Below are 13,849 nucleotides of genomic sequence, written 5' to 3' on the forward strand. Positions count from 1 at the left end.
CACCCGACAGCGCCGTTAGAGTGGAGGACATGGCGGACGAGTGGAGCGGCGGCGACCTGCGCAACCTCACCGACCCGCTCGTGGTGGTCGCCTTCGGCGGCTGGAACGACGCGGGCAGCTCCGCCTCCCAGGCCGTCGAGCACCTGGCCGAGACCTACGACGCCCGGCCGGCGTTCAGCCTCGACCCCGACGACTATTACGACTTCCAGGTCAGCCGGCCCAAGGTCCGCAGCACCGAGGACGGCGACCGCGAGATCGTCTGGCCGACCACCGAGCTCCGGGTCGCCCGGCTGCCGCAGGGGCGCGACCTGGTGCTGGTGAGCGGGCTCGAGCCCAACTTCCACTGGCGCCGGTTCACCACCGCTCTGGTCTCGGCCGTCCGGTCGACCGGCGCCCGGCAGGCGATGGTGCTCGGCGCGCTGCTCGCCGACCACCCGCACACCCGGCCGATCCCGGTCACCGCGACCAGCGCGAACCCGGACCTGGCCCGCCGGCACGGGCTGACCGAGTCGACCTACGAGGGTCCCACCGGGATCGTCGGCGTGGTGGGCGATGCCCTCGACCGGGCCGGACTCGAGGTGGTCAGCCTGTGGGCCTCGATCCCGCACTACGTGTCGCACTCGCCGTGCCCGAAGGGCACGCTGGCGCTGCTGGCCCGGGTGGAGGACCTGCTCGACCTGACCCTCGACGTCGGTGACCTGCCCGAGCTGGCCCGGGCCTGGGAGCGCGGCGTCGACGAGCTGGCCGCCGAGGACGCCGAGGTGGCCGAGTACGTCAGCTCGCTCGAGCACCAGCGGGACGCGACCGAGCTGCCCGAAGCCAGCGGCGATGCCATCGCCGCCGAGTTCGAGCGCTACCTGCGCCGCCGCGGCCCCAACGCCTGACGCCTTTCCGCACCCACCGGATCTCCCGATCCGGTGCCTTCTCCTGCGCTGACGTCTGTCCTGCACTGATCTCTGTCCTGCGCTGACCTCCGCCCGCACTGACATCGGCCCGTCCGGCGACACGTTTGACCATTTGTCCGGACACTACTTGCGCGTGCCAGTGGAATGCGCTTACCGTCTGCGCAATCGTTCTCATCCCCGTCACAGAATCGAGTTCCAGCCATGGATCGCAGAGGTTTCCTGTTCGCCGGCGGCGGTCTCGCCGCGGCCGCCGCCGGTCTGACGGCCTGCTCGTCGGGCTCCGGCTCGGGTTCGGGCGGTGGTTCGGACCGGCCGCTCCAGTTCCTCCAGTCCGGCGACGCCAACCAGGGCGGCGGCTACGCCGCGATGGCTGCGAAGTACCAGCAGCAGACCGGCGTCAAGGTCGAGGTGGTCGAGGTGCCCAACGACGACCTCGACACCAAGCTCCGCAACGCCGCCCAGGCCAACGACCTGCCCGCCCTCGCCCGGGCCGGCAGCATCGACCCGACCTGGAAGGACGCCACCGTCGACCTGGCCCCGATCAGCGACGCCTACCAGATCGACAAGACGCTCTCGGCGGTCGACGAGGACGGCAAGGTGCTCTCGCTGCCCAGCGACCTGACCGCCGTCGGGCTGTTCCTCAACAAGTCGCTCTTCGCGAAGGCGAAGGTCGACTACCCGGCCACCGCGGACCAGACCTGGACCTGGGACGAGTGCGTGGCGGCCATCAAGAAGGTGCAGCAGCGGACCTCCACCCGCTACGGCATGGTGATGGACCGTTCCTCGCACCGGCTCAAGGCGATGTTGTTCGAGTTCGGCTCGGACTACTTCAACGCCGGCGCCAACGGCACCTTCACCACCAACAACCGCACCGGCGCCGCACTCGACTACTTCAAGAGCCTCAACGACGACCGCTTCATGCCGCGGTCGGTGTGGCTGAGCGACGCGGACGGCAACGCCCTGTTCAAGAGCGGGGACGTGGTCGCCTACTACTCCGGCTGCTGGCAGATCGCCGACTTCGCCGAGAACATCAAGGACTTCGACTGGGTGTCCACCACCGTGCCGAAGCAGCCGGTGCGCACCACCAACTACGGCAACGCGGCCTCGATGGTCGTCTTCGACGGCGATCAGTCCGACGCCGCGCTCAAGTTCCTCGACTGGATGTACAAGCCGGAGAACTACACCACGCTCGCCGAGACCTCGGGCTTCCTGCCGGTCGTGCCGAACCTCGACGTCCGCTACAGGTCCAACCAGGACGCCTTCGCGCTGTACAACGCGGAGATCGCGGCCAGCGCGCCGATCGTGGCCGAGCAGAACAAGCTCAGTTTCGGCTACCAGATCAAGGGACTGGCGCCGGACGGCGACCCGGTTCGCGACGAGACCGTCAAGTTCCTCAACGACGAGCAGGGCCTGGACAAGACGATCAGCAACATCTGCACCCAGTTCACCCAGTCCCTCAGCTGACCGGAGGATCCGATGGCGACCCAGACCGTCGAACCCGCCGGGCTGACCCGGGGTTCCCGACCGGCGCCGGGCCCGGCCCGGGCCCGGCGCCCGCGCCGCGGGCCGATCGCGGCACCGCTGCTCTTCATCGCCCCGGCGGTGGTGCTGTTCTGCCTGTTCTTCGTCTGGCCCGGTGCGCTCGGGGTGTACTACTCGTTCACCTCCTACACCGGCGTCGGCACGCCGCGTCCGGTCGGGCTGGACAACTACGCCCGGCTGTTCGGCGATCGCGACTTCTACGCGGCGCTGAGCCGCACGGTCGTCTACACCGTGCTCGCCGTGCCGATGCAGTACCTGGTCTCGCTGGCCGTCGCGGTGCTGCTGGTCAACCGGCACGCCCGCGGCACCACGGTCGCCCGGGTGGTGTTCTTCTTCCCCTGGCTGATCTCGCCGATCGTCACCGGGGTGGTCTGGCGCTGGCTGTTCGGGGAGAACTTCGGCTTCGTCAACTTCGTCATCGACCAGCTGCACGGGACGCCGCAGCGCTGGGAGACCAACGCCAACCTGTCGCTCGCCGTGGTGCTGTTCGCCAGCGCCTGGGGCGGGACGGCCTTCAACATGCTGCTCTTCATCGCCGCGCTGCGGAACATCCCGCGCTCCTATCTCGAGGCGGCCTCGATCGACGGTGCCACCGGCTGGCAGCGGTTCCGCTGGATCACCTGGCCGCTGCTGGCCCCGACCACCTTCCTGGTGGTGCTGCTCACCACCATCGGCTCGATGAAGGAGTTCGCGATGATCCAGGCGCTCAACGGCGGCGGACCGGGGACCAGCAACATGCTCCTGGTCCAGTACATCTACCGGACCGGCTTCGAGCGGGCCAAGATCGGCTACGCCAGCGCCGCCTCCTTCGTGCTGATGATCATCCTGCTGGTGATCGCCCTGGTGCAGAAGCGCTTCGACAAGGCCGAGTCGTGACCGCGATCGAGACCGGTGCGGCGGCGGTACCGGCCGCCGACGTCGCCACCGCCACGGTCCGGGACGCCACCAGCTCCGCGCGGACACCGCGGCCGCGCCGGCGCCGGCCCGAGGCGTCGCGACTGTCGCGGGTGATCCCCACCAGCGCGCTGCTCTGGCTGCTGGTGGTGGTCTACGCCTTCCCGGTGCTCTGGTTCGTGCTCAGCTCGTTCAAGCCGGGCAGCGAGCTGTTCAGCCTGCCGCTGCACCTGCTGCCGCAGGAGTGGTCGTTCGCGGGCTACCAGAAGGCGTGGAGCCGGTTCGACTTCTGGCGCTACTTCCTCAACACCGGGCTGGTCGCGGTGATCACCACCGCGCTGGCCATCCTGGTCAGCGCGGCCACCGGCTACGCCCTGGCCAAGTTCCGCGCCCGCTGGCTCAGCGCGTTCTTCCTCTGCATCCTGGCCACCACCATGCTGCCCACCGAGGTGATCCTGCCCTCGACGTTCGTGGTCATCCGCGACCTCGGCCTCTACAACCAGCTGGCCGGGGTGATCGTCCCGTCGGTGATCACCGCGACCGGGATCTTCATGTTCCGGCAGTACTTCCGCACCGTCCCCGACGAGCTGCTCGACGCGGCCCGGATCGACGGCGCCGGCGAGTTCAGCATCTTCTTCCGGATCATGCTCCCGGTGGCCAAGCCGATCGTCTTCACGCTGGCGATCTTCAGCTTCCAGTGGCGCTGGAACGACTACATCTGGCCGCTGATCGTGCTCAACGATCAGAAGAACTACACCCTCCAGGTGGCGCTGCGGAGCATCGTGGGCGCCGACAACATCGACTGGTCGGTGCTGCTGTCGGCCTCGGTGATCTCGCTGATCCCGATGGTGGTGCTGTTCCTGATCTTCCAGCGGTTCATCATGAACGCGGACATCAACTCCGGACTCAAGGACTGATCGCGTGGGCGTCTTCGCCGACCAGCTCGTCCGGCGGGCCGACGACCGGCTCGCTGCGCTGATCGACCGGCTGGCCGACGCCACCGGCGGCCACCGGGTGGTGATGGCCGAGATCCGCGAGGCGGTCTGCGGCTTCGTCGACCCGCGGTCGCGGTTCCGCGACGATCCCGCGGCCGAGGACGCCGCGGTCCGCCGGCTGCCGGTGCTGGCCGGACTGCAGGACGACGACGGGCTGTTCACCAGCAGCGGCAACGTGTCCTCGCCGCCGGACTCGGCGTTCAGCCTCAACGACGCCGGGCAGGTGGCGCTGCTGCTGGTCCGGCGCGGACAGCTGGCCCCGGTGGCCGCGGCGCTCGGCGCGGTGCTCGACCGCGCCACGCCTGCCCTGGTGACCGGTGGTGTCCACACCCCCAACCACCGCTGGGAGATCTCGGCGGCGCTGGCCCGGATCGACGCGCTCCGCCCCGACCCGGCCGTCCGGGCGCGGATCGAGCAGTGGCTGGCCGAGGGCGTCGACATCGACGGCGACGGCATCTACTCCGAGCGCAGCGCCAACTACGCCGCGTACGTCAGCAACCCCTCGCTGCTGGTGCTCGCCGACCTGCTGGACCGGCCGCGACTGGCCGAGCTGGTGCACCGCAACCTGCACGCCCAGGCCGACCTGACCGACCACACCGGGCTGGTGGAGACGGTGTTCTCGCGGCGGCAGGACCAGAAGATGCTCGACCACCGCCACGACCACGACGGGTTCGCCGGTGGCCCGTTCCTGCCGCAGTACCACCGGTTCGCGCTCGCCGGCTGCCACGACTGCGCCCGCTCTGTCGACCGGCTGGTGGGCCACGAGCTGCGGACCGGGGGCAGCACCCTCGACCCCACCACGCTGCTGCTCGACCAGCTCGAGGGCACCCTGCCGGAGGACCCGACGCAGCGCTCGTCGACCCCGGCGGGGACCACGCTGACCGCCCGGACCTTCGGCGGGACCGGCCTCGCGGTGGCCCGGACCGTCGACAGCCAGCTCACCGTCAACGCCGGGTCGGACGTCGCCCGGGCGGGGCGGATCGGCTCCGGGCTCGCGGCCAACCCGACCCTGCTGCGCTGGCGGACCGGTGACGTCTGCCTCAACTCGGTGCGGATCTCGCGGGACGCCTTCGGGTTCGGGCCGTTCCGCGCCGACCTGCTCGAGGACCTCGGTGACGGCTTCGGCCCCGGGGACCCCGACGGGTCCGGCCGGGCCGAGCCGGGAACGAGCGCCGGGGAGCACCGCTGGCGGCTGACCGAGGAGCTGACCGCGGCCTACTACCAACCACTGTCCGCCGACCGGCGTCGTGACTCGGGTCGCTACGACCTCGGTTTCGACGGCCGGTTCTCGGCGTCGATGTCCTTTGCCGAGCGGGAGACGGACCGGCTGGGCTTCCGCACCACGCTGACCGTGGGGGCCGCGTCCGCTCGGGTCTGGCTCGGCGCCGTGTTCGACGGTCCCGCGGTCGCGCAGTGCGTCGAGTTCGGCTTCTCCCCCGGCGGCCGGGTCGACGGGGCCGAGCAGCTCGACGAGGACCGGTGGCGGATCGGCACGGGTCCGGTGACCTACACCCGGGGCGCCACGACGGTCGAGATCATCGCGGCCGGTCCGGCGGTCCGGTCCGGCCGCGGGACCGAGGGGGTCTTCTACGAGCCCGGCGAGGCCTACGGCTTCCTCGGCGGCACCGACGCGGTCGGCGGTCCGCGGCTCTACCTGCCGCTGAGCTCGCCCGGGCTGGTCGGGGTGGTGATCACCAGCCGCCCGGCTTGACCGAGCGGCCTGATCCCCCGTGGGATCGCCCGGACCGGATCAGCGACGGACCCCGTCGGCGGCGGTGCGCAGCGCGGTGACCATCGCGTCCGGGTCGTCGGCGCTGAACACCGAGGAGCCGGCGACGAACGAGTCGGCCCCGGCCCCGGCGGCCCGCTCGATGGTCTCGGTGCTGATCCCGCCGTCGACCTGGAGCCAGATGTCGGCCTCGGTCCGGCCGATCAGCGCGCGGGTGCGTTCGATCTTGGGCAGCGTCAGGTCGAGGAACTTCTGGCCACCGAAGCCGGGCTCGACGGTCATGATCAACACCATGTCGATCTCGGGCAGCAGGTCGGCGTAGGGCTCGATCGGGGTGGCCGGCTTGAGGGCCAGCCCGACCCGGGCGTCGCGGGCGCGGAGCTCGCGCGCCAGCCGCACCGGGGCCTTGGCCGCCTCGGCGTGGAAGGTGACCGACTCGGCCCCGGCCTCGGCGAACCCCGGCGCCCAGACGTCGGGGTCCTCGATCATCAGGTGGATGTCGAGGAACTTGTCAGTGGCCCGGCGGATCGACTGCACCACCGGCAGCCCGAGGGTCAGGTTGGGCACGAAGTGGTTGTCCATCACGTCGACGTGCACCGCGTCCGCGCCGGGGATCGCCTCGATGTCGCGCTGCAGGTTGGCGAAGTCGGCGGACAGGATGCTCGGCATGATCCGGTTCGGCACGGCGCCAATCTAGTGGGCCGCGTCCTGCCGCCGGCCGGGACGCTCGGTCGTCAGGCCCGGCGGAGCAGGGCGACGAACATCGCGTCGGTGCCGTGCCGGTGCGGCCAGAGCTGGAGCTGGTCGCCGTCCTCGGCGCGGGTGCCGTCGAGCTCGGGCAGCAGCGGGGCGACCTCGATCGCCGTCAGGTCGGAGTGCCGGGTCAGCCCGGCCGCGACCACCTCGACGGTCTCGGCGCGGTGCGGCGAACAGGTGACGTAGGCGAGCACCCCGCCCGGGGCGAGCGCCTCGACCGCGGCGTCGAACAGCGCGTGCTGGAGCGGGACCAGCGTCTCGAGGTCGTCCGGACGACGGCGCCAGCGCGACTCGGGGCGACGTCGCAGCGCCCCCAGCCCGGTGCAGGGGACGTCGGCCAGCACCCGGGCGAACGACCGGGGCCGCCAGGCCGGGGCGGTGCCGTCGGCGATCAGCACTGCCGGCCGGACCGCCGCCCGTGTGGTGTCGGTGCGGTAGCCCGCCAGGGCACGGGCCACCAGCGCCGCCCGGTGCGGTGAGATCTCGGCGGCGACCAGCCGCTCGTCGGCCCCGGCGGACAGCCCGGCCAGCAGCGCGCTCTTGCCGCCCGGGCCCGCGCAGGCGTCGAGCCACGGCCCGGCCGGGGCGTCGACCCGGGCCAGCGCCAGCGCGGCCAGCTGTGACCCCTCGTCCTGGACGCCGGCCCGACCCTCGCGGACCGCGGCCAGATCGTCGGGTCGGCCGTCCCAGCCGGCGGCGTACGGCGACCACCGGCCGGGGCTCGCGCCGGCCGCGGTCAGCTCGGCGACCTCGGCGAGCCCGGGGCGGACGGCCAGGGCGACCCGGGGCGCGACGTTGTCGGCCGCCAGCAGCGCGTCGAGCTCGTCGGTCCGTCCCTGCCCGGTCAGCCGGTCACCCAGCGCCTCGACGATCCACCGCGGGTGCGCGGTCCGCAGCGCCCGGGCGTCCGCCGGGTCGAGGCCGGTGGTGACGACGTCCAGCCAGCCGTCGAGGTCGCGGGCGGCCACCTTGCGCAGCACCGCGTTGACCAGCCCGGTGACCCGCGGCCCGACGGTGCCTGCGGCCAGGTCGACGGTGGCGGCCACCGCGGCGTGGCTGGGCACCCGCATGGCCAGCAGCTGGTGGGTGCCGAGCCGGAGCAGGTCGAGCACCGCCGGTTGCAGGCTCCCGGTGGGCCGACCGGCGGCCGCGGTGATCACTGCGTCGTAGGTGCCCTCGGCCCGGCAGGTGCCGGCCAGCAGCTCGGTGGCGAAGGCGGCGTCACGCCCGGTCAGCCGGTGCCGGCCGAGCTGCTGGGCCAGCGCGAGGTTGGCGTAGGCGTCGTCGGCGTGCACAGCGCGGAGCGTGTCGAACGCCGCGCGCCGGGCCGGGTCCGGACGTCGCCGGCGGCGGTCCGGGCTCACGCGCCGAGGACGAGCTGCTCGGTCTGGACGCCGCGGGCCCAGTCGACGGCCGGCATCGCCCGCTTGCCGGGCGGCTGGACGGTGACCAGCTCGAGACTGCCGTCGCCGGTGCCGACCCGGACGCTCTTCCGGGTGACCGCCAGCGCCCCGGGGGTCAGCCCGCCGTTCTGGCTGATCGGCCGGGCCGCGCCGATCTTGAACCGCTGGCCGCGCAGCGTCGTCCACGCCCCGGGCGCGGGGGTGCAGGCCCGGATCTGCCGGTCGAGCTCGGCCGCCGAACGCTGCCAGTCGAGCCGGCCGTCCTCGGGGATCAGCTTGGGCGCCAGGCTGATCCCCTCGGCGGGCTGCGGACGCGCGGTCAGCGTCCCGTCCTCGATGCCGTCGAGGGTGGCGACCAGCAGCTCGGCACCGCGGACGGCCAGCCGGTCGAGCAGGGCGCCGGCACTGTCCTCGGGTCCGATCGCCTCGGTCAGCTCCGCATACACCGGGCCGGCGTCGAGCTCGGGGACCAGCGCGAACGTCGTCGCGCCGGTCACCGGGTCCCCGGCCCAGACCGCCCGCTGCACCGGGGCGGCGCCGCGCCAGGCCGGCAACCGGGAGAAGTGCAGGTTGACCCAGCCGTGCCGCGGGACCGCGATCAGCGAGGCCGGGATGAGGGCACCGTAGGCGACGATCGGGACGCAGTCGGGCGCCAGTGCCGTCAGGCGGTCGGCGAAGTCCGGCTCACGCACCCGGGCCGGGCGTAGCACCTCGAGACCGGCGGCCAGCGCCGCCTCGGCGACCGGGCTCGGACGCAGGGTGCGGCCCCGTCCGACCGGCGCGTCGGGGCGGGTGACCACGGCGAGCACCCGGTGTCGCGAGGCGAGCAGCGCCTCCAGCGACGGCAGCGCGGTCTCGGGCGTTCCGGCGAAGACCACGTCCACGGCGAGGAGTCTAGGAGGAGCCCGCCCCCGTCGAACGGTCACGCCGGCCGGTCAGCCGAAGGCGGCCGGGTCGACCTGGACCCGCAGCGCGCCCTCCGCCTTCTTGGCGCTCCGGGTGGCCGCCACCGCCTTGACCGCGGCGACCAGGCGCGCGCCGTCGCCCAGCGGGGCGCGGAGGGTGAGCCGGTGGACGCCCTCGGCAGGACCGGGCGCACCGGGGACCGCGGGAACCGGGTCGGAGGGGCCCAGCTCGGTCGGTCCGAGCAGCTCGGTGGTGGCGGGCAGCCCGCTCGGACCACCGGGGTCGAGGGTCTGGCCGCCGGTGAGGTCGTCGACGACGCTCTGCAGGGCGGCCCGCGCGCCGTCGACGGCGACCAGCTTGACCGCCGGCGGGAACCGGGCCTCGGCGCGGTCGGCGAGCTCGCGGGCGGCGAACCCGGCCGGGTCGAGCCGGAGCAGGGCCTGCAGGGCGCGGGCCTCGGGGGCCCCGACGGCGATCACCGTGCCGCCGGCGGCGCCCGGCCGGACTAGCGCGGTGGCGTTGAGCCAGCGGCGGACGGCCTCCTCGGCGGCGCGTAGGTCGGTCCGCAGCAGCGGCAGCGCGGCGTCGAGCAGGACCGCCGCGGCGTACCCGGTGGTGGCGGCGGGTTCGGCACCCGGGGTGGCGATGACCAGCGCCGGGCGGTCGTCGACGGCGTCGAGCACGCGTCCGCCGGCCGACTGCCGGACCGGGACCGACGGGAAGGCGCGTCCGAGCTCCTCGGCGGTCCGGGTCGACCCGACCACCGGGGCGCGCCAGCGCTGGGAGCCGCAGACCTCGCAGGTCCAGTCGGGCAGCAGCCGCCCGCACCACCGGCAGCTGAGCAGGGCTCCCCCGGCCGGGTCGGCCGACGAGCGGTCCGCGCGCGTCGGGCCGTGGCAGTGCGGGCAGCGGACCGGTGAGCGGCAGTCCTGGCAGGCCAGCGCGAGCAGGTAGCCGGTGCGCGGCACCTGGACGAGCACCGGCCCGGCCGCCAGCCCGTCCCGGATGACCGTGAAGACGTCGTGGGGCAGCCGGGCGACCCGGGCGGCCGGGTCGCGGGCCGGCGCGTGCTCGGCGTCGGCGGCGATCCGCATCCGCGGACCGCCGCGGCGGGCGTCGGCACGGTCGGCCACCAGCGGACGGCACCAGCCGGTGGCGACCAGCCGCTCGACCTCGCAACTGCGCGCGTACCCGGCGAAGATCGCCGCGGCGTGCTGCTGGGCGGCCCGCAGCGCGAGCACCTCACGGACGTGCGGATAGGGCGCCCGCGGTTCGGCCAGCAGGTCGTCACCGTCGTCCCAGACCGCGACCAGGCCGAGGTCGCGGACCGGCGCGAACGCGGCCGCCCGGGTGCCGATCACCACCGCGACGTCGCCGCGCAACGCGGCCAGGAACGCCCGGTAGCGCGCGGCGGGACCGAGGTCCGCGGTCAGGGTGACGAACCGGTCGGCCCCGAGGACCGCGGTGCAGGCCTCCGCCAGCCGGTGCAGGTCCCGCTGGTCGGGGACGACGAGGACGCTTCCGCGGCCGCCGGCTGCCGTCGCCGCGGCGGCGGTCGCGAAGCCGAGAGCCCAGTCGCCGGGCTCGCCGGCCGCCGGGACCGGTTGCCAGGCCGCCCGGGGCCGGTCGCCACGGGCCAGGGCGTCGAGCAGCGCCGCACCGGTCGGGTAGTGCGCGAACGGTCCGGGCGCCGGACGGGACGGCTCGCCCGGAACCGCTGCCGCCGACGCGTCGCGGTCCGGATCCTCGGCCGCCGGCTCCCCCGGCATCGGTGCGCGGCGGGCCGCCTTCTCGGTGGCGGCGTGCCGCGGCGGGACCGCCAGCCGGACGACGTCGGCGAAGCACCCGGCGTAGTGGTCGGCGACGCTGCGGACCAGCCGGGCGACCTCCGGCGTGAGCACCGGTTCGGGCGAGACGACCTTGTGCAGCAGCGCCAGCGAGCGCTCGCCCTCGGGCGCGTCCTTGCGGGCGAGCACGAAGCCGTCGCGGAGCCGGCCGGCGAAGCGGACCCGCACCCGGGCCCCCGGCACCGCCTGGGCGGCGAGATCGGCGGGCACCAGGTAGTCGAACGGCCGGTCGAGGTGGCTCAGCGAGACGTCGACCGCGACCTCGGCCACCGGGCGTTCGGCGGCCACGGCGGGGGCCGGCTGCTCGGTCTGCTCCCCGGGCGCGACGCGGCGCGCAGGCTGCTTCGGGCCGGACGCGTCGGCGACCACCCCGGGCAGCGCCTCGGTCGTCGCACGGGTCCCGGTCACTGCTGCATGGTAGGGAACGCCACCCACAGCGGCCGTCGCACGCAACCGTCGGGGTGCCGGTGCCGAACCCGGACGAGTGGCAGCATGACGCGGGTGGAGCAGTCACCCCCGGCCACCCGCACCGACGGCGGCGCCGACGAGGACGTCCGGCTGCGGCGGCTGCTGACCTCGCTCGGCGCAGCGATGACCGCGGCCGGCCAGCCGACCCACGAGGTGGAGACCGAGGTCGTCGGGCTGGCGGCCGGGCTCGGACGTCCGGACGCGCAGGTGGCGGTGGCGCCGACCCTGGTCACGCTGGCCCTGGGCCGCGGCGAGCCGGCCAGCGTGGCGGCCACCGGCGGCCCGCTCCGGCTCGACCAGACCGCCGACCTGGTGGTGGTCCGCTACCAGGTCTCGGCCGGACTGCTCACCCCGGCGGCGGCGCTCGACCGGATCGCCGAGATCCGGGCCAAGGTGCCACGGTATCCCGGCTGGGTGCTGTTCCCGGGCTGGCTGCTGGTCTCGGTGGGCATCACCGCGGTCCTCCAGCCCGGCTGGGCCAACATCGGGTTGGCCGCGGTCGCCGGGCTGCTGGTCGCCGCCCTGGTCCGGGTGGCCGCCGGCCGGCCGCTGCTGACCACCCTGCTGCCCACCCTGGCCGCGCTGGTCGCCGGGCTGGTGATCTTCGGCGCGGCCGAGGCCGGCTGGGTGATCGGGCCGCTCCGCACGCTGCTCCCGCCGCTGGCCGTGCTGCTCCCCGGGGCTCTGCTGACCACCGGGATCGCCGAGCTGGCCGCGGGGGCGATGGTCGCCGGGAGCTCGCGGCTGGCCTTCGGGACCGTCCAGGTGCTGCTGTTCGCGCTCGGGGTGATCGTGGCCGCCCGGATCGTCGGCGTGCCCGCACCGATGCTCGGCAACATCGCGGTCCGCGACCTGGCGCCGTGGGCCCCGGTCGCCGGCGTGCTGGTGCTCGCGGTCGGCGTCTGCCTGCTCGAGAGCGCCTCCTTCCGGCTGCTGCCCTGGATCGTCGGTCTGCTGCTGCTCACCTTCGCCGCCCAGTCACTCGGTCAGGACCTCGGCGGGCTCGCGGTCGGCCCGTTCCTCGGCGCGGTGGTGGCCACCCTGGGCGCTCGTACGGCCGAGCTGATCCGGCCGACGCTGCCCCGGCTGGTGGTGTTCCTGCCGTCGTTCTGGCTGCTGGTGCCCGGCAGTCTCGGGGTGCTCGGGGTCAGCCAGATCGGCCTCGACCCGACCAACTCGCTGGCCACCGCCTCGCAGGCCGTCGGGGTGATCACCGGCATCGCGCTCGGACTCGTGGTCGGCGCCGCCCTCGCGCAGGCGCTGGCCCGGCTGGTCGCCCGCCGGGGTCCCGGGCACGCACGCCGGGTGGTGGCCCGGCACGCGGCCACGACCGAACGGCGGTCCGGCCGGTGAGCCCGGCGTCCCCCGTCACTCCCGCGCTCGACGGCGCCGCGGTGGCGCGACGGTTCGGGCTGGGCCGGGTGCGGTCCTTCGCCGGGCCGGTCGCCGCCGGCGAGACCGGCGAGGTCTGGCGGCTCGCCGCGGGCGGACGCGACTTCGCGGTCAAGCGCAGCCGGTCCGCCTGGGCCGTGGGGCTGACCGAGGAGCGGGCCGAGGTGGTCGTGAGGTTCCAGCAGGAGGCGGCCCGGCGCGGCGTCCCGACCCCGTCGGTGCACCGGACCACCGACGGGGCGGCGTCGGCACGGTTCGACGGCCTGCCGGTCCGGGTGTACGGCTGGGTCGAACTCGACGCCCCCGATCCCGGCATCGATCCCGGCCGGGTCGGGCGGTTGGTGGCCTCGGTCCACCGGGCGGTGCTCCCGGCCGACGGTCCGGTCGAGCCGTGGTTCACCGAGCCGCTCGGCGCGGCCCGCTGGGACGAGCTGGTGTCCGGGCTGGCCCGGGCGGGGGCGCCGGCGGCCGCCGGGTTCGCCGCCTACCGCGACGGGCTGGTCGACCTCGAACGCAGCTACCAGCCCTCGCGGGCCGTCCAGCTCTGTCACCGGGACCTGTGGGCGGACAACGTGCTGGGGACGGCGGACGGCGACCTCTGCGTGATCGACTGGGACAACGCAGGCCCGGGCGACCCCGACCAGGAGCTCGCCTTCTGCGTGGCGGAGTTCGCGCGCGGGGACGTGCGTCGCGCGCGACGGCTGGTGGCGGCCTACCGCGAGGCCGGCGGTCTCGGACGGATCACGGCGCCCGGCGACTTCACCATGCCCGCGGCCGTGCTGGGCCACATCGCCGAGATGTGGGTCGACCGGCGGCTCGCCCCGACCGCGCTCCACCCGGTCGAGCTCTGCGACGCCCGGCTGACCGAGTTCCTCACCGACCCGCTCACCCCCGGGGTGGTCGCCGCTCTGGTCGAAGCCGTCGCCGACCTCTGAGGGACGCCCTTCGACAGGCTCAGGGCGCGCGGGGGTGGGAGCGCCCGTCGACAGGCTCAGGGCGTGGGGGTGGGAGC

Annotated in this window: 11 protein-coding genes; 7 read left to right on the forward strand and 4 right to left on the reverse strand. The window is 74.4% G+C overall.

What is annotated here, in order from left to right:
• Nucleotides 1–29 precede the first annotated feature (29 nt).
• The 5 genes from FHX74_RS13385 (at nucleotide 30) to FHX74_RS13405 (ending at nucleotide 6,047) form a co-directional block, all read left to right on the forward strand.
• Entirely contained in the window at nucleotides 30–884 is an 855-nt protein-coding gene (locus FHX74_RS13385; protein WP_182560679.1) for a PAC2 family protein, read from the forward strand.
• Between the two features lie 222 nt (nucleotides 885–1,106).
• Nucleotides 1,107–2,369 (forward strand): ABC transporter substrate-binding protein, encoded by a 1,263-nt coding sequence (locus FHX74_RS13390; RefSeq protein WP_182560680.1) that lies wholly within the window; start codon nucleotides 1,107–1,109, stop codon nucleotides 2,367–2,369.
• 12 nt (nucleotides 2,370–2,381) lie between these two features.
• Complete coding sequence (locus tag FHX74_RS13395) at nucleotides 2,382–3,323, forward strand: carbohydrate ABC transporter permease (protein ID WP_182560681.1); 942 nt, start codon at nucleotides 2,382–2,384, stop codon at nucleotides 3,321–3,323.
• On the forward strand, nucleotides 3,320–4,258 hold the full coding sequence (locus tag FHX74_RS21150; protein ID WP_220483915.1) for a carbohydrate ABC transporter permease: 939 nt from the start codon (nucleotides 3,320–3,322) through the stop codon (nucleotides 4,256–4,258). The genes FHX74_RS13395 and FHX74_RS21150 overlap by 4 nt, the downstream gene beginning before the upstream one ends.
• A 4-nt stretch (nucleotides 4,259–4,262) precedes the next feature.
• Nucleotides 4,263–6,047: a hypothetical protein gene (locus FHX74_RS13405; RefSeq protein WP_182560682.1), complete on the forward strand. Its 1,785-nt coding sequence runs from the start codon at nucleotides 4,263–4,265 to the stop codon at nucleotides 6,045–6,047.
• 39 nt (nucleotides 6,048–6,086) lie between these two features.
• On the opposite strand, the gene rpe is transcribed toward FHX74_RS13405, so the two are convergent.
• The 4 genes from rpe to FHX74_RS13425 are packed head-to-tail and all read right to left on the reverse strand — an operon-like array spanning nucleotide 6,087 to nucleotide 11,385.
• Nucleotides 6,087–6,749, reverse strand: a complete 663-nt coding sequence (rpe, locus tag FHX74_RS13410) for a ribulose-phosphate 3-epimerase (RefSeq protein ID WP_328823814.1) — start codon at nucleotides 6,747–6,749, stop codon at nucleotides 6,087–6,089.
• Between the two features lie 50 nt (nucleotides 6,750–6,799).
• The gene (locus tag FHX74_RS13415; RefSeq protein WP_328823815.1) at nucleotides 6,800–8,185 is read right to left on the reverse strand and encodes an RsmB/NOP family class I SAM-dependent RNA methyltransferase; all 1,386 of its coding nucleotides are present in this window, start codon (nucleotides 8,183–8,185) and stop codon (nucleotides 6,800–6,802) included.
• The gene (gene fmt / locus FHX74_RS13420; RefSeq protein ID WP_182560683.1) at nucleotides 8,182–9,108 is read right to left on the reverse strand and encodes a methionyl-tRNA formyltransferase; all 927 of its coding nucleotides are present in this window, start codon (nucleotides 9,106–9,108) and stop codon (nucleotides 8,182–8,184) included. The genes FHX74_RS13415 and fmt overlap by 4 nt, the downstream gene beginning before the upstream one ends.
• 51 nt (nucleotides 9,109–9,159) lie before the next feature.
• Nucleotides 9,160–11,385: a primosomal protein N' gene (locus FHX74_RS13425; protein ID WP_182560684.1), complete on the reverse strand. Its 2,226-nt coding sequence runs from the start codon at nucleotides 11,383–11,385 to the stop codon at nucleotides 9,160–9,162.
• A 93-nt stretch (nucleotides 11,386–11,478) separates the two neighbouring features.
• Between FHX74_RS13425 and FHX74_RS13430 the strand changes: the two genes are divergently transcribed.
• Both FHX74_RS13430 and FHX74_RS13435 read left to right on the forward strand, forming a co-directional pair.
• Nucleotides 11,479–12,798, forward strand: a complete 1,320-nt coding sequence (locus FHX74_RS13430) for a threonine/serine exporter family protein (protein ID WP_220483916.1) — start codon at nucleotides 11,479–11,481, stop codon at nucleotides 12,796–12,798.
• The gene (locus FHX74_RS13435; RefSeq protein ID WP_182560686.1) at nucleotides 12,795–13,772 is read left to right on the forward strand and encodes a phosphotransferase enzyme family protein; all 978 of its coding nucleotides are present in this window, start codon (nucleotides 12,795–12,797) and stop codon (nucleotides 13,770–13,772) included. The genes FHX74_RS13430 and FHX74_RS13435 overlap by 4 nt, the downstream gene beginning before the upstream one ends.
• Nucleotides 13,773–13,849 lie beyond the last annotated feature (77 nt).

This window comes from Microlunatus kandeliicorticis (genome assembly GCF_014137855.1).
Classification (GTDB): Bacteria; Actinomycetota; Actinomycetes; order Propionibacteriales; family Propionibacteriaceae; genus Microlunatus; species Microlunatus kandeliicorticis.

Coding starts and splice junctions, on each gene's coding strand:
- FHX74_RS13385 (WP_182560679.1), top strand. CDS start 30: ATGGCGGACGAGTGGAGCGGCGGCGACCTGCGCAACCTCACCGACCCG.
- FHX74_RS13390 (WP_182560680.1), top strand. CDS start 1,107: ATGGATCGCAGAGGTTTCCTGTTCGCCGGCGGCGGTCTCGCCGCGGCC.
- FHX74_RS13395 (WP_182560681.1), top strand. CDS start 2,382: ATGGCGACCCAGACCGTCGAACCCGCCGGGCTGACCCGGGGTTCCCGA.